The sequence below is a fragment of the Paracoccus sp. SJTW-4 genome (assembly GCF_047716885.1).
Lineage (GTDB): Bacteria > Pseudomonadota > Alphaproteobacteria > Rhodobacterales > Rhodobacteraceae > Paracoccus > Paracoccus solventivorans.
Window position 1 is genome coordinate 2,413,050 of sequence record NZ_CP136681.1, and the last position, 18,020, is coordinate 2,431,069.

Here is an 18,020-nt window from a genome sequence, read left to right on the forward strand (position 1 = left end):
CCCACAGTGCGGCCACACGGCTGCGTTGTCCAGCGCTACATCTGCTCGCCCGATCGGAACCCGGGGGCGGCGTTCCGCGCTATACCCCCAGACTTCGACCGACGGATCGACCGAAAGGAGGCCAACCGATGGTCAGGACAATGCTTTCGTCGGCGTTTGCCGCCGCTTTGATGATCGCGCCGGTGCAGGCGCAGGATGTCGGGGACATCGTGGGCGGGATCGCCCGGCAGTATCTGCAACAGGAACATGACCGCGCCGCCTTTGCGCAGGCGCAAAGCGCCAACACGCTGTCGGCCTATCAGTCCTATCTGCGGCAGTTCCCCAACGGGATGTATGCCGAACAGGCGCGCGACCGCGTGCAGCGGCTGGGCGGAACCCCGGCCACCGGCAGCCAGCCCGTGGGCGACACCGCCTCGCTTTCCGCGCAGCAGCGGGCCGAGATCCAGCGCCGGCTGAGCGCGCTGGGCTACAGCACCAGCGGCGTGGACGGGAACTTCGGCCCCGGCACTCGCCGCGCCATCGCGCTGTGGCAGCGGGACCGCAATTATGCGCAGACCGGCACGCTGAGTGTGGCGCAGGCGAACGAGATCCTGCGCGGCACCGCCAGCGGACAGCCGGGCAGCGGCGCCACCGGCGCGGCGCAGACCGAGGCGGCGCTGAGCCTCAACCGCCAGCAGCGCGCCACCATCCAGGCCGGGCTGACGCGGCGCGGCTTTGACACCCGCGGGGTGGACGGCGTCTTCGGCCGAGGCACCCGCAACGCCATCGCCGCCTGGCAGCGCGCCAATGATTTCAGTGCCACCGGCTATCTGACCGCGCAGCAGGTCCAGCGGCTGACCGCCCGCTAGGCCGGCCCTGCGCCGGGCAGCAGCGAAACGGGCAGGCGGCCCCGCGGGCGCCGTTCCCCGCGCTGACAGAGGGAAAGCAGAGATGGCGCAGCCTCGACCCACCGGCCAGCACCACGGCCATGGCCGTCCCTATCTGATGTTCTGGCTGAACATGGCGCTGGGGCTGGCGGTCATGTATCTGGTCATGTTCACCATGATCGACGGGCCGCGGGATTTCCGGCACAATCTCAACATGCTCTACATGGCCGTCACCATGTGGGCGCCGATGGGCATCTTCATGCTGGCGACGATGCCGGGGATGTTCCCCCGCAAGCGCCTGAACCTTGCGCTTTACGCGCTGTTCGCGGTGCTGACCGCGGCCTCGTTCGCCGCCACCCGCGCGCAGGCGCTGATCGGCGACCGGCAGTTCGTCGCCTCGATGATCCCGCATCATTCCGGGGCGATCCTGATGTGCCGGCAGGCGGCGTTGCAGGACGCCGAATTGCTGGCCCTGTGCGAGCAGATCATCGCCGCCCAGCGGCGCGAGATCGAGCAGATGCAGGCGATCGGCGCCCGGCTGGACCGGCCCCGCTGACCGGCGCGTCAGCGGCGGGGGGTCGCGACCAATCAACGCGGTATCGGATCGCCGGGCGCAGGGACGGTTGCGACTCGGCCTTGCGCGGCCGATCAGGCGGCAGGAACCTTGGGCCGGGACCCGGCCGGGGGCGGGCCGCCTGAAAGGAAGCGTCATGGAAACGATCGACGATGCCTCGACCCGCGACGCGCTGGCGGTAGCCCGGGCGCTGCAGGTCGACCCGGACACCGGGCTTTCCGCCGAGGAGGCCGCGCGTCGCCTGCGCCGCTACGGGCCGAACCAGCTGCGGGCCGCGCCCGCCGTGCCGGTGTGGCGGCGGATCCTGGCGCAGTTCCGGGACCCGCTGGTCTATCTGCTGCTGGGCGCGGTGGTCGTCGCGCTGGCGGCCTGGCTGATCGAGGGGCAGGAAAGCTGGCCGGTCGATGCGGTGGTGATCGCCGCCGTCGTGCTGCTGAATGCCGCGCTGGGCTTTGCGCAGGAACGCAAGGCCGCCAATGCCGTCGCCGCCCTGGCGCGGATGACCGAGGTGACCGCTTCGGTGCTGCGCGACGGCGAGCGGCGGCGAATTCCGGGGGCCGAACTGGTGCCCGGCGATGTGCTGATGCTGGACGAGGGCGATGCCGTCGGGGCGGATGCGCGGCTGCTGACCGCCGCCGCGCTGCGGGTCCAGGAAGCCTCGCTGACCGGCGAAAGCGAGCCGGTGTCGAAGGACACCGCCACCCTGCCGGCCCCGGCGCCGCTGGCCGAGCGGTCCTCGATGGTGTTCAAGGGCACCGCCGTCGTCCAGGGCAGCGGCCGGGCGCTGGTCACCGCCACGGGGATGCGCAGCGAAATGGGCGCCATCGCCACCATGCTGGACGAAACCCGTGAGGAACCGACGCCCCTGCAACGCGAGGTGGCGCGGATCGGGCGGCTGCTCGGCATCGCCGTGGTGGTCATCGCGCTGGTGGTGGTGGCGACGATCCTCGCCCTGTCCGAGATCGACGGCATCGGCGATGTGGTCACGGTGCTGCTGCTGGGGGTGTCGCTGGCGGTCGCCGCCGTGCCCGAGGGGCTGCCTGCCATCCTGTCGCTGGTGCTGGCGCTGGGCGTCCAGCGCATGGCCGCCCGCAATGCCATCGTCAAGCATCTGTCCTCGGTCGAGACGCTGGGCGCGGCGACGGTGATCTGCTCCGATAAGACCGGCACGCTGACCCGGTCCGAGATGACGATCCAGCGCATCGCCACCGCCTCGGGGGACACGCGCGTCACCGGCGTCGGCTATGCGCCGCAGGGAAGGGTCGAGACCGAGGCGGGCGATCCGGTCGGCGGCGCGCTGCGGGCCGAACATGTCGTGGTGCTGGGCGGCGGCAGCTTGGCCGGCAACGCGGCCCTGCGCCAGGCCGGCGACGGGTCGTGGGAAATCCAGGGCGATCCCACCGAGGCCGCGTTCCTGGTCGCCGAAAGGAAGCTGGGCACCGACGCCCGCCGCCACCGCCGCTTTGAGCGGGTGCAGGAGATCCCGTTCAGTTCCGACCGCAAGATGATGTCCAGCATCGAGCGCGACCTGGAACAGGGCGGCGGGCTGGTGCTGGTTACCAAGGGCGCCCCCGACGTGCTGATGCAGCGCTGCAACCGCATCCGCGTCGGCACCGAGGTGCTGGACTTCGACGACGCAAGCCGCGCCGAGGCACTGGCCGATGTCGAGCGCCTGTCCGGCGAGGCGCTGCGCACGCTGGCCGTCGCCTATCGGCCGCTGTCGGAGGCCGAGGCTGCAAGCGCCGACGAGGGGCTTGAGCGCGACCTGATCTTTGTCGGCACCGTCGGCATCATCGACCCCCCGCGCGAGGAAGCCGCCGAGGCGATCGCCGAGGCGCGCCGTGCCGGCATCCGGGTGATGATGATCACCGGCGACCACCCGCGCACCGCCGCCCGCATCGCCGCCCAGCTGGGTATCGCGGCCCCCGACGCCGTGGCGCTGACCGGCGCCGATCTGGACGCGCTGGACGCGCCGGCGCTGGCCGCGGCGGTGCGCGAGACTGCGGTCTATGCGCGGGTCGCGCCGGTGCACAAGCTGCGCATCGTCGATGCGTTGCAGGCCGACGGCAATGTGGTCGCGATGACCGGCGACGGGGTGAACGATGCGCCCGCGCTCAAGTCGGCGGATATCGGCGTGGCGATGGGGATCACCGGCACCGAGGTGACCAAGGAGGCCGCCAAGATGATCCTGGCGGACGACAATTTCGCCACCATCGTCGCCGCCGTGCGCGAGGGGCGGGTGATCTTCCACAATATCCGCAAGTTCCTGCGCTATCTGCTGTCCTCGAACATGGGCGAGGTGCTGACGGTGTTCCTGGGCGTGGTCGGCGCCGGGGTGATCGGCCTCGATGCCGCGGGGGGCGACGGGCTGGTGCTGCCGCTGCTGGCGACGCAGATCCTGTGGATCAACCTGATCACCGATTCCGGCCCGGCGCTGGCCATGGGCGTGGACCCGGAAACCGAGGACGTCATGGCCCGCCCGCCTCGCCGCCCGACCGAGCGCGCCATCGACCGGCGGATGTGGCAAAGCGTGATCTCCACCGGGGTGGTGATGGCGCTGGCCACGCTGCTGGCCATCGACCTGCACCTGCCGGGCGGTCTGGTCGAGGGCTCGTCCTCGCTCGAGGAGGCCCGCACCGCCGGCTTCACCGTGCTGGTCTTTGCCCAGCTTTTCAACTGCTTCAGCGCCCGCTCGGAAACCGTCAGCGCCTTTCGGCATCTGTTCGTGAACCGCTGGCTGTGGAGCGCGGTGATCCTTTCGACGCTGCTGCAGATCGCCGTGGTCCATCTGCCGCCCCTCAACCTCGCCTTCGGCACCAGGCCGCTGTCGCCCGGGCAATGGCTGCTGTGCGCGGCGCTGGGCAGCGTCGTGCTGTGGTTCGCGGAAATGCGGAAGTGGATGGCGCGGCGGGGTTAGGGGTTCCAGCTGCCCGCCGTCGACCCGCATCGCCTCGCCTTGCGCTGGACTTTCACCCGGGCCCGTGGTTCTTCTGCGGGAAGCTGCTTCGGGATGCGTCGATTGAGCTCGAAAACATTATCCAGATCGGGCTCCCGGCGTCTGTCCAAGGATGACAGGATTGCGCTGATCCTTCGGACCGCGCGCGAATTGATTCGCGAAAAGGGTTTCGAGAATTTCCTGCCGCTTGAGGTCGCGCAGCGCAGCGGCGTTTCTGAAGGCATGGTCTATAAATATTTCAAGAGCAAGCGCGAGCTGATGGAGCGCGTGGCCGAGGACTGGTTCGAGGAATTCCTCAGCGAGGCGCCGGTCCCGGACCAGGACCAGCCGCTGCGCGACCAGCTGTTCCAGGTGATCTGGAGCTCGCTGATGTCGATCAAGAGAGAGCCGGCGCTGACGCGTTTCGTGCTGATGGAACTGCGGGCGGACCCGAATTATCGCAATCTGCCCACCTATCGGCAAAGCCGGCGTTTCGCGAAATCGGTGGTCAGCGTCATCGACCTTGGCATCCAGCGGGGGCTGATCCGGGCCGATCTGAACCGCAAGCTTGCGCGCGACATGATCTTTGGCGCGATCGAACACGCCACTTGGGCATTCCTGCGCGGCGAGGATGAGGAATTTTCCGTCGAGGTCACCGCCCGCGGCATCACGGACATGATCCTCGACGGTATCAGCACGCAAAAGCCGCTGACGACCGAGATGATCGAGCGGCTCGAGCATATGGCAGGCCAGCTTGCCAATGAATTGCACAACGCAAGGATGACGCCCCCCGCGGGTTAGGGGGCTGCAATCCCTCGTTGACGAATGATGCGGCCGGATCAGCCGCAAGGTTCTCAGATATGCAGATAGCGGTTCTGGACATCCTCGTTGTCGCACAGTTCCGCGGCGGTTCCGTGATAGACCACCACGCCCTTTTCCAGGACATAGCAGCGGTCGCTGAGGTTCAGGACGAAATCCAGGTTCTGTTCCACCATAATGATGGACACGCCGGCATCGCGCAATTCGCGGATCTTTTCGCCGATCTGGGCGACGATCAGCGGGGCGAGATGCGCTGCACATCGTCATTCGCGCGGACCTCATGCGGCAGGCCGGTCGCGATGATCTCTCCGTGATGCAGGACGGAAATCGTGCTGGTGATCTCGAACACCACATTCATGTCGTGTTCGGTGAACAGCAGCGTAATTCCGCGTTGCTGCACGATATCGCGGATCAGCGCGATGCTGGACAGGGTTTCGGCGATGGACATGCCGGCGATGGGTTCGTCCAGCAGCAGGATTTTCGGGTCCGCCACCAGCGCCACGGCCAGTTCCAGCTGTTTCTGCTTGCCATGGGCCAATTCGCCCGCCCGCCGGCCGGAATCGCCGCCCAGCGGGACCTGTTCCAGCAATTGCAGGATCTCGTCTCCGAACAGCCTGGCGGCGGCGCGGAACGGGTTGAATTGCAGCTTGCGATTGGCAATCAGCGCCACCTGCACGTTTTCAAAGGCGGTCTTGCGGGGGAACACATTCACCTTTTGAAACGAACGCGCCATGCCGATCCGCACGATCTCATGCGGCTTCATCCGCGACAGGCGCTGCCCCTCCAGGGCGATGCTGCCGGTCGTCGGCAGGATCAGCCCGGAAATCGCACCAGGCGCAGATCGGTCATGCGCGCGACGTCCGAGCCTTCCTGCGGTTCGAAACGGCCGTAGAACTCGGGCGAGTTGGCGCGGTTCGTTTCCGGGTCGACGGTGATCTCGCCCAGCGGGGTCTGGATGGTCAGCCCGTCCAGCGCGGCCGCCACGGCCGTCGGCTCGGTGGTTCCGGCGGCCTCGATGGCGGCGGCCAGGAACTTGACGGCGTTATAGCCGGTGATCGGCCACATGTCGGTTTCCTTGCGGCCCTGATGGGCGGCCAGCGCCTGCTGATAGGCGGCGTGGGATGCGACCAGGTTCGCGGCGGGCACCCGCACGTTGTCGAGAAACAGCGAGCCGCGCAGGATGCATTTCGACCCCATGTCGGCATAGGGATGCCGTGGCCGGTGACCCCCTGGGTTATGCGCGCCAATGGAAGCAAGAGACGCAGGGCCGCGTGATCGGCCTGTTCCCGATGCATTTCCCCGGCGAGCTGGCCCACGCGGCCGGCGCGCTGCCGGTGATCCTGCAAGAGGATGACGAGCTGGTCACCGTCGGCCAGCGCAGGTGTTCAACTTCTACTGCGGCTACAACCGCTCGATCATCGACCAGGCGCTGCGGGGCGAGTTCGAGGTGCTGGACGCGATCCTGTTCGGGGACTACTGCGTGCGGCTGCTGGGCACCGCCGACGTGATCCGCGCCGGCCTGCCCAAGCTGCCGATCTATACGCATATGTCCTTCTGGCAGGAACCCGAGCTGATCGACCTGGAAAACCCGGTGCTGGGGATGGCGCAGAACTATCTGATCTGCCCCAACAACCACGGCGCCCCGATCATGATCGGCGAGATCGAGCGGATCTGCGACAAGTTCAAGATCGACGGGATGGTGATGCACGCGGCGCGCACCTGCCGGGGCATGACCAACTCGCAATTCCTGATCGCCGACAGCGCCAAGCGCCATGGCCGCCAGGCGCTGTTCTTCGAAGGCGACGTGGCCGACGAATCCTTCTACAAGGACGAACTGCTGAACGTTCGGCTGGAAGCGATGGTCGAGGCGCTGGATGCAAAGGCGCGTGCAGCCTGACTGCATGGCATGAACCCGCCCCCCGCAAATAGGGCGGGTTTTTTTACCAAAGTAAACTACGCTAGCATATCGTAATCATATGCGGCACATCTGGGAGGACACAGACATGACCGACGCGATCAGGCGCACACCCATCCCCTTTGAACAGGCGAGCGCGCTGATAACCGGCGGCACCTCGGGGGTCGGGCTGGAAACCGCCTGCCAGCTGGCCGAGGCCGGGGTGCCCCGCATCGCCATCGTCGGACGCAACGCCGAACGCGGCCAGGCGGCGCGGGACGCGGTCCTTTCCCGCCAGCCGGGGGTGCATGTCGAGTTCCTTCAGGGCGACTGCAACGAGGCCGATCAGGCGAATGCTGTCTGCGAGGCGGCGCGGGCGGCCTTCGGCTCGGTCGATATCCTGGTGAACTCGACCGTCGGGCCCTATGGGCCAACGCTGCTGCACAAGATCCCGGTCGAGCAGTTGCAGGACATCGTGCTCAAGCAGATGATGGCGCCGCTGCTGACCAGCCGCATCGTCCTGCCGTGGATGAGCGAAAAGGGCGGCGGCGCCATCGTCAACATCGCCTCGGACGCGGGCAAGCTGACCACGCCGGGCGAATCGGTGATCGGCGCCGCCATGGCCGGGATCATCATGTTCAGCCGCACCATGGCGATCGAGGCCAAGCGCAACGGCATCCGCGTCAACATCGTCACCCCCTCGATCATCGAGGGCACCGCCACCTATCAGCAGGTCATGGCGGCCGAGTTTTCCAGCAAGCTGTTCGGCAAGGCGATCAAGATGGCGCAGCTGGGCGTCGTCACCCCCGCCGACATGGCGGCGCTGATCGTGTTCCTGGCCAGCCCGCAGGCGGCCAAGATCACCGGCCAGGCGATCAGCTGCAACGGCGGGATCTCGGCGGCCTAGGCGCCACCGCGGCAGGGCGGCCGCCGTCCTGCCGCCAACGACCGCAACGCACACAAGCATTCCAGTGCCGGAGAGGAGCCGGCGGAATGCGAGGGAGGAAGCCAGGAATGTCCCAGAGCCACAAGTTCACCATGTCCTATTTTCCGGCCGAGCCCGGAGAGCCGCTGTGGGACATGACCGTCCCCGAACTGATGCAGTGGAATGCCAAGGACCACCCCGACCGCATCGCGCTGGTGGAGGGGATCGCGGACCCGACCCGGCGCCGGCGCTGGACCTACCGGCAGCTGGTCGACGACGCGGCCGCGGTGGCGCGCGGGCTGCTTGAACGCTTCACCCCCGGCGACAAGGTGGGCATCATCGCCCCGGAAACGCCGGAATGGGTGATCTTCCAGCACGCGATCTGCATGGCCGGGCTGGTCATCGTCCCCGTGAACCCCGCCTATACCGAACGCGAGCTCGAGTTCATCCTGCGCAACGCCGAGGCCAAGGGCATCGTCTTTGCCGAGACCTCGCGCGGCAAGGCGCTGCGCCCGATGATCGAGACGGTGCAGGCCAGCATCCCGCATCTGGTCCATGCCATCTGCATCACCGATCTGGACCGGCTCAAGGCCGAGGGCCGCCCCGACCGCGAACTGCCGCGGCTGGACCCCGGCGAGATCATGCAGATCCAGTACACCTCGGGGACCACGGGTTTCCCCAAGGGCGCCTGCCTGCATCACCGTGGGGTCATCAACTCGGCTCGGCTGATCGTCGAGCGCGCCGATTTCCCCGTCGGCGGGGTCTGGATCAACTCGATGCCGATGTTCCATATCGGCGGCGGCATCGTGTCCGCCATCGGCACCTTCAGCCGCCACGGCACCTTCGTGCTGATGCAGCAGTTCGACCCCGGGCTGTTTCTTGAGCTGATCGAGGCCGAGGGCGTGAACTGTTCGCTGATCGTGCCCACCATGATCCTGGCGCTGCTGAACCACCCGGACATGAAGACCCGCGACGTCAGCAGCTTCCGCTCGATCCTGTCGGGGGCGGCGGCGGTGCCGGCGGCGCTGGTCCATCGCGCAAAGAAAGAGTTCGGCGTCGATTTCGCCATCATGTTCGGCCAGACCGAAAGCAACGGCCCCTTCATCGAGACGCTGACCACCGATCCGGTCGAGTTGCAGTCCGAGACCATCGGCCGCCCGGTTCCCCATGTCGAGGTCAAGATCGTCGATCTCGAGACGCTGGAGACGGTCCCCGTCGGCACGGTCGGGGAATTGTGGATGCGCGGCTTCGGCACCATGAAGGGATATTACGGCCAGCCCGAGGCGACCGCGGCGGCGCTGACCCCGGACGGGTGGCTGCGCACCGGCGACCTGTGCACGATGGACGAAAACGGCTATATGCGCATCGCCGGGCGCCTGAAGGAGATGATCATCCGGGGCGGGATGAACCTTTATCCCAAGGAAATCGAAGAGGTGATCTTCGACCATCCCAAGGTCTCGCAGGTGGCGGTGCTGGGCCTGCCCGACGACACCTGGGGCGAGATCGTGGCGGCCGTGGTGCTGCCCTGCGCTGGCGACGACTGCCCCTCGGCCGAGGAGCTTTACGCCTATTGCCGCAAGAACCTGTCGCCGCAGAAGACCCCCGAGAAGTGGTTCTTCGTCCAGAGCTACCCCATGACCGCCACCGGCAAGATCCAGAAGAACCTGCTGGCCGACATGATCCGGGCGGGCGAGCTGGCCGAGACCGCCTGGGCGCGCCCGGTCCGCAACTCGGTGGTCGCCTAGCATGGGCACGGCGTCGGTCGCGCTGGTCACCGGCGCCGGCGGCGGCCTGGGCGCGGCGATCGCCCGGGCGCTGGCCGGGCGCGGGCATGATCTGGTGCTGAACGACCTCGAGCCGTCGGAACGGCTCGAGGCGCTGGCGGAGGAATTGCGCGCCTTGGGCGCGCGAGTCGAGATCATGGCGCAGGACATCGCGCAGGTCGCGCAGCTGCCCGGCTATGTCGCCGGGGTGGCGGCGCGGATGGGCCGGCTCGACGTGCTGGTGAACAATGCCGGCGTCTCGGTGCTGTCGCGGGGCGACCTGCTGGAGGTGACCCCGGAAAGCTTCGACCGCTGCATCGCGGTGAACCTGCGGGCGCAGTTCTTCCTGACGCAGGCGGTGGCGCGGCACATGCTGGCGGCGCCGTCCGCGCGCCGCCGGGCGATCGTCACGATCACCACGGTGGCCGTCGATCACGTCGTGGGCAGGGTGCTGGCGGAATATTCCATGTCCAAGGCGGGGCTGGCGCATATGGTCCAGCATTTCGCCGCCCGCCTGGCGCCCCAGAACATCGACTGTTTCGAGATCCGCCCCGGCATGATGCAGACCCCCATGACCTCGACCAGCCGCGAGAAATACGACCGACTGATCGCCGAGGGCTTCGTCCCGGCCGGGCGCTGGGGGGAGCTTGACGAAATCGGAAAGGTCGTCGCCACCATGGCCTCGGGCGAGTTCGCCTATGCGGTCGGCCAGACCATCCATATCGACGGCGGGATGCGGATGAAGATGTTCTGACGCCGCTGCCTGCCTTCAGAACGGAAACCTTGGCAGGAACAGGCTGATGGCAGGGCCCGATCGCGGTTGCGCGGCCGGGCGTGGAACCCCCGGGCTTATCGCCCGATCACGGCCGCGCGCGGTATTTTAACTCGTATATTGCTATCCAGCATCCTTGCACGTCACGATGTTTTTCGTAGCGCCCGGCCCAAGTCCCGATGGAAAAGCCCCGCGCGAGGGCGGGGCTTTCGGGTTCTCACATCGTGCATTCCGGCGACGGCGGCGGCATGTAGTCCGCAGCCGGGATGATCGACTTGATCTGATAGTCGACGGTCTTGCCGCTGTCGGGGGCGGCCGCTACCACCTCGGCAAAGATATAGGGCCGGCTCATCTGGTGATCCTCGGCCCGGATCTCCAGCGGGCCGACGGGGCTGTCGATCACCAGCCCTTCCAGCGCTTTGGACACCGCTGCTGCCTCTTCGGTGCCGGCCTTGTTCATCGCCTGCGCCAGCGCGATCATCGAGGTATACATGTCGAACGCCACGTCGTCCGGCTCGTGCCCCGCGATTTTCGCAAAGGCGTCCGCGAACTTGCGGGGCCCGTCGCCCTCGACCTGCGGGACGTAAGTGACGTTCTGGATCACGCCGAGCGCGGCCTCCCCCATCGCCGGCAACACGGCGGGAATGGCAAAGTTGTTGCCCAGCACGACCTCGTATTTGTCCAGCAGGCCGAACTGCTGCTGCTGCTTGGCAAAGGTCACGCCGTCCGCGCCATAGACGATCGCCAGCAGCCCCTTGGCCGGTTCCTGGTTCAGCTGCGTGATATAGGTGCCGAAGTCGGGGGTGGGCACCGGGGTGAATAGCTGCTTGCGGACCTCGCCGCCCAGTTCCTGCACGTCCTCGGCGAAGGATTCGGCATTGTCGTGGCCCGAGGTGGTGTCCCCGGCGATGATGTCCCAGGATTCCAGCGGGTTCTGCTGCAGAACGCCTTGTAGGTCGCGCCCAGCATCTCGCTGGATGCCTTGACCCGGAAATAATTCTGGTTGCAGCGCGTGCCCGCCGCCGAAAGCGGGTCGATGATGATCGTGTCCAGCGCCGTGGCCCGGCCTGCGATCGCCAGCGCCACCGCGGTGGGGATCATGCCGGTGATGGCGGCGACCTTGTCGTTCTTGACCAGGCGCGTGGCGGTCTGCAGGGCGGCCTCGGGCGTGCCCGAATAGGTCATCAAGACCAGCTCGACCGGGCGGCCGTTGATGCCGCCGGCCTCGTTGATCTCGACCACCGCGGTTTCCAGCCCGGCCACCGAATACTGGTAGAACGCGGCCAGCGGCCCGCTGTCGATCATCAGCGCGCCGATCTTGACCGTGTCCTGCGCCCAAGCGGCTCCGGCTGCCGCCGAAAGCGCCGCTGCCGACAGGGCGGCTGCTGCAAGTTTCATTCCATTCTCCTCCTCTGGAATATCAATGGGGCGCTGCGGGGCCTGTCAGCTCGGCATAGCCGCCGCGGATCACCGTGGCCTGGCGGTCGGGAACATCGGCCTGGAACCGCACCTGCGGCCCGTCGATCCACAGGCTGACGACCAGCCGGTCGCCGCCGAAGACCGGGGCGGCAAAGCGGGCGCCGATGCGGGCAAGCCGCGCGCCGTCGTAATCCGCTGCCGCCGCCAGCACTGCCTGGCAGCAAAAGCCGAAGGTGGACAGGCCGTGCAGGATCGGGCGGTCGAAGCCGGCGCGGCGGGCCGCAGCGGGGTCGACATGGATCGCCACCAGATCGCCGGACAGCCGATAGATCAGCGGCGTCGCCGGGTCGATGTCCAGAACCACGCGCTGGTCGGGGTCCCGGCCGGGCATGGCGGCCAGCGGCGGCAGCTCGATCCGGCCCTGACCCGGCGCGGGCCCGCCAAAGCCGCCGTCGGCGCGGGCGAACTCGATCCGGCGCAGCTCGGCCAGCAGCTCGCCCGCCGCGGTCTCGATCCGGCGATCCATCACCAGCAGCGCGCCGCGTTCCGCCCCCAGGTCGAAAGCCTCGCTGAAGCGGGTCCGGCAACGGATCTCGCCCGCGGCCGGCAGCGGGCGGTGCAGGACCAGATGCTCTTCGCCATGCAGCAGGCCGCTGGTGGTCAGCCCCAGCCGGGGATCGTTGCTCCAATCGGTATTCTCGCCCAGGACCGAGGCGAGGGTGGGCGAGACCCGCAGGTCCTTTTCGTAGACATAGCGCAGCTGCTCGGGGTCCAGCGGGTCGCGGCCGAAGCCGGTGCCAAGCGCATAGAGGATGCAGTCCCGCGGCCCATAGCTCTGCCGCCCCGGCGGAAATCCATAGTCCAGGATGTCGGGATAGCGGATCGTCATGCGTCATCCATTCCATGCCGGACCGCAAGCGGCGGGCTATGTGCTTCTATAGAGTATCGTATCCTAGTTTATTATCCTGTCAATTCCCCGTCCGCGTCGCAGCTCACAGCGCCCGCGAGATCAGCTCGCGCATGATCTCCGACGTGCCGCCGTAGATGCGGTGGATGCGGGCATCGGCATACATGCGGCAGATGTCGTATTCGCGCATGAAGCCATAGCCGCCGTGCAGTTGAAGGCATTGGTCCACGATGCGGCCCTGCATCTCGGTCAGCCACAGCTTGGCCATCGAGGCTTCCGCGGCGCTCAGCTGGTCGTCGACATGGCGCGCGATGCACTGGTCGGCAAAGGCCCAGCCGATGGTCAACTCGGTCTTCATGTCGGCCAGCTTGTGGCGGTTGACCTGGAAATCGCCGATCGGCTTGCCGAAGGCCTTGCGCTCGAACGCATAGGCCAGGGTGATGTCATAGGCGCGCTGCGCCGCTGCCAGCGCGGTGACGCCGATGGTCAGCCGTTCCTGCGGCAGTTCCGACATCAGGATGTTCATGCCGCGGCCCTCGCCGCCCAGCAGGTTGCCCACCGGAACCCGCACGTCGTCGAAGAAGATCTCGGAGGTATCGGCCGAAAGCTGCCCGAGCTTGTCGAGGTTGCGGCCGCGGCGGAAGCCGTCGCGGTCGGTCTCGACCACGATCAGGCTCATCGAGCCCGAGCCCCGCTCGGCATTGGTGCGGGTGACTGCGATCACGATGTCGCAATGCTGCCCGTTCGAGATGAAGGTCTTCTGCCCGTTGATCACATAATCGTCGCCGTCGCGGACCGCGGTGGTGCGCACGCCCTGCAGGTCCGAGCCGGTGCCCGGTTCGGTCATGGCGATGGCGCAGACAACCGAGCCGTCCACCATGCCCGGCAGCCAGCGCGCCTTTTGTTCGGGGGTGCCGTGCTTGATCAGATAGCCCAGGCAGACATCGGAGTGCACCGAGATGTCGGCGGCGGGCCCGGCAAAGCCGGAATAGGCCATTTCCTCGCAGACCACCATGTTCATGCGGAAATCGGCGCCGATGCCGCCGTATTCCTCGGGGACGGTGGGGCAGAGCAGCCCGGCCTCGCCTGCCTTGGCCCAGAACTCGCGCGCGACGATGCCGGTCTCTTCCCAACGGGCGAAGTTCGGGGCAACCTCGGCCGCAACAAAGCGGCGCACGGTGTTGCGCAGCTGCTGGTGTTCATCGTCGTAGATGGCGCGATTGGGCAGCATGAACCTTTTCCCCCTCCAATTTATTAGTAATCTAGCATATCATATTGGTGCCTACCGTAAAGGGGGATTCGGCCGGACCGACGTCGCCGGAACGGGCGCGGGACGCTCAGTACTGGACCGCGGCGCGGCCGATGCGGCTGCGCGCGATGATCTGCTTCATCACCCCGGCGGTGCCGTCGCCGATCTGCAGGCCCAGCACGTCGCGCATCCGCTGCTGATGCGCGCTGTCGGTGACATAGCCGTAATGCCCCTCGGTCAGCAGCGCCTGGTGGATGGCGTCAAAGGCGACCTTGGGGCCGAACCATTTGCACATCGCGGCCTCGGCGGTGTGGTCCTTGCCGGCCTCGCGCAGTTGCAGCGTGTGCCAGGCCAGTTGCCGCGCCGCCGCGACCAGCGTGTCGTGGTCGGCCAGCGGCCCGGACACGTTCTGGAACTGCCCGATGGGCCGCCCGAACGCCTCGCGCGTGCGGGCATAGTCCCAAGCCTCGTCCAGGGATGCCTGCGCGGCGCCACAACATTCCAGCGCGATCAGGGCGCGGGAATAGTCGAACCCCTGCATGACCTGCGAAAACCCGCCGCCCTCGTCGCCCAGCATGAATTCGGCCGGCACCATCACATCCTCGAAGAACACCGAGCCGCGGGCGATCTGGCGGCAGCCCACGTCGTCAAAGCTGGTGGTGGAGATCCCCGCCACCCCTTCGGGGATGAAGAAGGCCGAGATTCCGCGCGCGCCGCTGTCGGCCGGGCCGGTGCGGGCGAATACCAGATGGATGTCGGCCTCGGTCGCAAAGGTGATCGAGGTCTTTTCCCCGGTCAGCACATAGTCCGAGCCGCGCTTGCGCGCGCGCAGCTGGATATTGGCCGCGTCCGAACCGCCCCGCGGCTCGGTCAGGCAGATCGACATGATCTTTTCGCCGCGGACCATCTGCGGCACCCATTCCTCGACGATGGCGCGCGGCGCGTGGCGCAGCAGGATCGCCGCGTTCAGCGACACGTTCACCGGCACCTGGCTGATCGAGAAATCGCCGTAACCCATCGCCTCGGCGATCAGCCCGACCATGATCGAATCGGTGCCCAGCCCGCCCAGATCCTCGGGCAGATCGGCGCCCAGAAAGCCCAGCCGGCCCAGCTCGCGGATCAGATCGCGATCCAGCCCGCCCTGTTTTTCGCGGGTAAGATAGCCGGGTTGCAGCGTCTCGCGGGCAAAGCGCATGGCCATGTCGCGGACAGCCTGTTGTTCTTCGGTGAAAAGCATGTTGCAAACCCTCCCCGGTGGCGCCGCGCAGCTTGGGATGCTGGGATACATTGCGCAAGCGAACCATATTACCGGCTTGTAGTGCGTTGGTGCTGGTAGCACAACATAAGCTTGGATATCATGTGATCTTGAACCTGATCGAGACTCCGGCTTTCGCAGACAGGCAACAGCATATTTCCATGACAAGGGCTTCCGCCATGAACGACAACACCACCGGCATCATCGACAAGTCCGGCCGCGCCAGCAGCGATCTGCGGATCGGCTATTTCGTGCATGATGTTTCACGCCTGCGGCGCACCCTGTTCGACCAGAAGATGAAGCCGCTGGGGGTGACCCGCTCGCAATGGTGGGTGCTGGCGCAGCTGGGCCGGTCGGAAAAGACTCTGGGCGAACAGGGCATGTTGCAGACCGAGCTGGCGAATGTGCTGGACGTGGGCAAGGTCACCGTCGGCGGGCTGATCGACCGACTCGAGGCCGGGGGCTTCGTGCGCCGGATGCCCTGCCCGAACGACCGCCGCGCGAAACGGGTGGTGGTGACCGAGGCGGGCCGGGCCACGCTGCGGCAGGTGCAAAGCGTCAGCCAGGAACTCAACGAGCTGATCCTGAAGGATATCCCCAAGGAAGCCATCCGCACGGCCGAAGAGGTGCTGGCGAAGATGAAAACCAATATCATGCAAGAGCTGCATGGGAATAACGTCGGCGAGGACGATCTGGCCGGCGAGGATCTTTGATTTCCGAGGCTTGCCCATTTGCAATGCAAGCTTATTGTAAGCTTGCATGAATATAGGGGGCCTCATGTCCGACTCTGAGCTATTGACGGAGATTTCAGACGAGGGTTGGGCGGTTCTGCGCCTGAACCGGCCGGAGCGGCTCAACACCCTGTCGGTTTCGCTGCGCAAGGCGCTTGTCGCCGAGGTGGCGCGGCTCGAGGCGGATCCGGCAGTGCGGGTGCTGATCCTGACCGGGACCGGGCGGGCGTTTTCCGCGGGGCTCGAGGTCTCGGAATGGGACAGCGCCGGGGGGCCCGCCGCGGGCGCTTGGCTGCATGATCCGGTGGCGGCGCTGCGGGGGTTTTCCGGGCCGGTGATCGGCGCGATCAACGGGCTGTGCGTGACCGGCGGGCTGGAGCTGGCGCTGGCCTGCGACCTGCTGGTCGCGGCACAGGGCGCGCGCTTTGCCGATACCCACAGCCGGGTGGGGCTGTTGCCGGGCTGGGGCGGCTCGGTCCGGCTTGCCGAGCGGATCGGCATGGCCCGCGCCCTGGAAATGGCGGTGACGGCACGGTTCCTGTCCGATCAGGAGGCGCTGGACTGGGGGCTGATCAACCATCTGGTGCCGCCCGAGGCGCTGCTGCCGACCGCGCTCGACCTTGCCCGGCAAAGCCTGGCGGCCCCCGCGGGCGGGGTCGAAGCCTACAAGGCGCTGCTGGGGAACGGCGCGGGACTGCCCTTCGACCAGGCGCTGGCGCTGGAGCGTGAGACCGCCATCGCCCTCAACTCCGCGGTGGGCGCGGCCGAGATCCAGGCAAGGATCGCCGCCCTGCGCGGCCGGGGCTGACCCGGCCGGCCCGCGGCAGGACCCGGCGTGTCGCCTGTCCTGCGCGGGTCATCCATCCGCGGTCAGCCCGCGGACGCCTGCTTGCGCTGGCGCAGATAATCCAGATACGGCGTCGGCCAGTGGGTCTCGAACTGACCCGATCCGGGGATGCCGTCCAGCGTCGCGGCGCAGCCCGCCTCGGTGATGGTGATCGGGTTGCGTTTCGAACTGGGGAAGCGAATCGCCGAAAACGTCTCCAGCCGCAGCTCCAGCGGCTGCTCGGCCCCATAGTCGATGCTCAGGGTCGCCGATTGCTGCATCATCTCGGCATCGTATTCGGTGCGGTCCCGGATGGCGGTGATCGGGCTGACCTTGCCGTCGCGGGCCACATAGCCGGCCACGCCGCGCTCGCCGCCCGCGATCCAGATCCAGCCGTTCATGGTGATGGCGCCGTCAGGGGTATAGGCTGCCAGCCATTTCCAGTGCTGCGGCATCGCCCATTCCCGCAGGCCCCAGGAATGATCGCGGTGCCCGATCCGCCCGTCCAGCGACACGCGGCGCCCGTCGATGTCCAGCCAGCCCTGCAGGACCCCGCTTTGCTCGATGCGGTTCGTGGCCATCCAGCCGGGCAGTCCGTCGGCATTGGTGTGATAGCTGAAGGCGTCGTGCAGCGCGGCAAAGCTGAAGCTCAGCTTCAGCCGCGCGCCCTCGTAGGAGAGGGTCGAGCGTTGGGCCGCGATGTCCTGCCGCACCACCAGCCCCGCCAGGTCGATGGCCGAGAAGTCGCAGTCGTCGGGGATGCTGCCCGAATGGAAATCCACCACCGCCGGCGCGATGCCTTCGCCCCACAGGCAGATGTTGCAGCCGGCATTGCCGTCCTCGGTCGCGAAGAAATAGATCTGCAGGCAGAGCTTTTCCTCGGCCAGGCTCACCTGCCAGAACAGCGAATCGCGCATCTGCCCCCCCGGCGCAGGGCGGTGGCGCAGATCGTCCTCGGCGCGCGCCAACATGGCCAGTGCGGGGTCCAGCTTGTGCAGGTAACGGGCCTCGGACATCCTATTCATCCTTGTATCGGGATCAGGGAAGCGGATTGCAGTCTGGGACGAGCCGGTTCCGGCTCGTCC

General features: G+C 67.2%; 18 protein-coding genes and 1 pseudogene. 10 read left to right on the top strand and 9 right to left on the bottom strand.

Annotated elements, in window-relative coordinates:
* The first annotated feature begins 128 nt into the window (after positions 1-128).
* The 4 genes from RSP45_RS11835 (at position 129) to RSP45_RS11850 (ending at position 5,176) form a co-directional block, all read left to right on the top strand.
* Complete coding sequence (locus tag RSP45_RS11835; RefSeq protein ID WP_415392060.1) at positions 129-848, top strand: peptidoglycan-binding protein; 720 nt, start codon at positions 129-131, stop codon at positions 846-848.
* Positions 849-930: 82 nt separating this feature from the next.
* Positions 931-1,422, top strand: coding sequence for a DUF305 domain-containing protein (locus RSP45_RS11840; protein WP_073067712.1), 492 nt, complete (start codon positions 931-933; stop codon positions 1,420-1,422).
* A gap of 154 nt (positions 1,423-1,576) precedes the next feature.
* On the top strand, positions 1,577-4,357 hold the full coding sequence (locus RSP45_RS11845) for a cation-translocating P-type ATPase (protein WP_415392061.1): 2,781 nt from the start codon (positions 1,577-1,579) through the stop codon (positions 4,355-4,357).
* A 93-nt stretch (positions 4,358-4,450) separates the two neighbouring features.
* Positions 4,451-5,176 (top strand): TetR/AcrR family transcriptional regulator, encoded by a 726-nt coding sequence (locus RSP45_RS11850; protein WP_415394057.1) that lies wholly within the window; start codon positions 4,451-4,453, stop codon positions 5,174-5,176.
* 53 nt (positions 5,177-5,229) lie between these two features.
* Here RSP45_RS11850 and RSP45_RS11855 read toward each other — a convergent pair whose 3' ends face one another.
* From RSP45_RS11855 to RSP45_RS11865, 3 genes are read right to left on the bottom strand one after another with little or no spacing between them, the layout of a single operon-like run.
* Entirely contained in the window at positions 5,230-5,382 is a 153-nt protein-coding gene (locus RSP45_RS11855) for a hypothetical protein (protein WP_415392062.1), read from the bottom strand.
* A 47-nt stretch (positions 5,383-5,429) separates the two neighbouring features.
* Positions 5,430-6,020: an ABC transporter ATP-binding protein gene (locus RSP45_RS11860; protein ID WP_415394058.1), complete on the bottom strand. Its 591-nt coding sequence runs from the start codon at positions 6,018-6,020 to the stop codon at positions 5,430-5,432.
* Positions 6,008-6,391, bottom strand: a complete 384-nt coding sequence (locus tag RSP45_RS11865; protein WP_415392063.1) for an ABC transporter substrate-binding protein — start codon at positions 6,389-6,391, stop codon at positions 6,008-6,010. Before RSP45_RS11865 ends, RSP45_RS11860 begins: the two co-directional genes overlap by 13 nt.
* 184 nt (positions 6,392-6,575) lie before the next feature.
* On the opposite strand from RSP45_RS11865, the gene RSP45_RS11870 reads away from it, so the two are divergent.
* From RSP45_RS11870 to RSP45_RS11885, 4 genes are all read left to right on the top strand, one after another.
* Positions 6,576-7,091 (top strand): 2-hydroxyacyl-CoA dehydratase, encoded by a 516-nt coding sequence (locus tag RSP45_RS11870; RefSeq protein ID WP_415392064.1) that lies wholly within the window; start codon positions 6,576-6,578, stop codon positions 7,089-7,091.
* Between the two features lie 106 nt (positions 7,092-7,197).
* Complete coding sequence (locus RSP45_RS11875; RefSeq protein ID WP_415392065.1) at positions 7,198-7,995, top strand: SDR family NAD(P)-dependent oxidoreductase; 798 nt, start codon at positions 7,198-7,200, stop codon at positions 7,993-7,995.
* 107 nt (positions 7,996-8,102) lie between these two features.
* Complete coding sequence (locus RSP45_RS11880) at positions 8,103-9,758, top strand: class I adenylate-forming enzyme family protein (protein WP_415392066.1); 1,656 nt, start codon at positions 8,103-8,105, stop codon at positions 9,756-9,758.
* Position 9,759: 1 nt separating this feature from the next.
* Positions 9,760-10,530, top strand: a complete 771-nt coding sequence (locus tag RSP45_RS11885; protein ID WP_415392067.1) for a 3-ketoacyl-ACP reductase — start codon at positions 9,760-9,762, stop codon at positions 10,528-10,530.
* Positions 10,531-10,765: 235 nt separating this feature from the next.
* Here RSP45_RS11885 and RSP45_RS11890 read toward each other — a convergent pair whose 3' ends face one another.
* The 5 genes and pseudogenes from RSP45_RS11890 to RSP45_RS11910 all read right to left on the bottom strand — a co-directional run bounded on the left by RSP45_RS11890 (position 10,766) and on the right by RSP45_RS11910 (position 15,360).
* Positions 10,766-11,557, bottom strand: a complete 792-nt coding sequence (locus tag RSP45_RS11890) for an ABC transporter substrate-binding protein (RefSeq protein WP_415394059.1) — start codon at positions 11,555-11,557, stop codon at positions 10,766-10,768.
* A 2-nt stretch (positions 11,558-11,559) separates the two neighbouring features.
* Positions 11,560-11,946 (bottom strand): annotated as a pseudogene (locus RSP45_RS11895) (ABC transporter substrate-binding protein); the annotation flags it as partial.
* A 22-nt stretch (positions 11,947-11,968) separates the two neighbouring features.
* Complete coding sequence (locus RSP45_RS11900; RefSeq protein ID WP_415392068.1) at positions 11,969-12,856, bottom strand: MaoC/PaaZ C-terminal domain-containing protein; 888 nt, start codon at positions 12,854-12,856, stop codon at positions 11,969-11,971.
* Positions 12,857-12,959: 103 nt separating this feature from the next.
* On the bottom strand, positions 12,960-14,105 hold the full coding sequence (locus tag RSP45_RS11905) for an acyl-CoA dehydrogenase family protein (RefSeq protein ID WP_415392069.1): 1,146 nt from the start codon (positions 14,103-14,105) through the stop codon (positions 12,960-12,962).
* Positions 14,106-14,211: 106 nt separating this feature from the next.
* Complete coding sequence (locus RSP45_RS11910; protein WP_415392070.1) at positions 14,212-15,360, bottom strand: acyl-CoA dehydrogenase family protein; 1,149 nt, start codon at positions 15,358-15,360, stop codon at positions 14,212-14,214.
* A gap of 197 nt (positions 15,361-15,557) precedes the next feature.
* On the opposite strand from RSP45_RS11910, the gene RSP45_RS11915 reads away from it, so the two are divergent.
* Positions 15,558-16,091 carry a MarR family winged helix-turn-helix transcriptional regulator gene (locus tag RSP45_RS11915; RefSeq protein WP_415392071.1) on the top strand — a complete coding sequence of 178 codons (534 nt, stop codon included), beginning with the start codon at positions 15,558-15,560 and terminating at the stop codon, positions 16,089-16,091.
* Positions 16,092-16,173: 82 nt separating this feature from the next.
* Positions 16,174-16,917, top strand: coding sequence for an enoyl-CoA hydratase-related protein (locus RSP45_RS11920; protein ID WP_415392072.1), 744 nt, complete (start codon positions 16,174-16,176; stop codon positions 16,915-16,917).
* A gap of 62 nt (positions 16,918-16,979) precedes the next feature.
* On the opposite strand, the gene RSP45_RS11925 is transcribed toward RSP45_RS11920, so the two are convergent.
* Positions 16,980-17,951, bottom strand: coding sequence for a hypothetical protein (locus RSP45_RS11925; protein ID WP_415392073.1), 972 nt, complete (start codon positions 17,949-17,951; stop codon positions 16,980-16,982).
* Between the last annotated feature and the right edge of the window lie 69 nt (positions 17,952-18,020).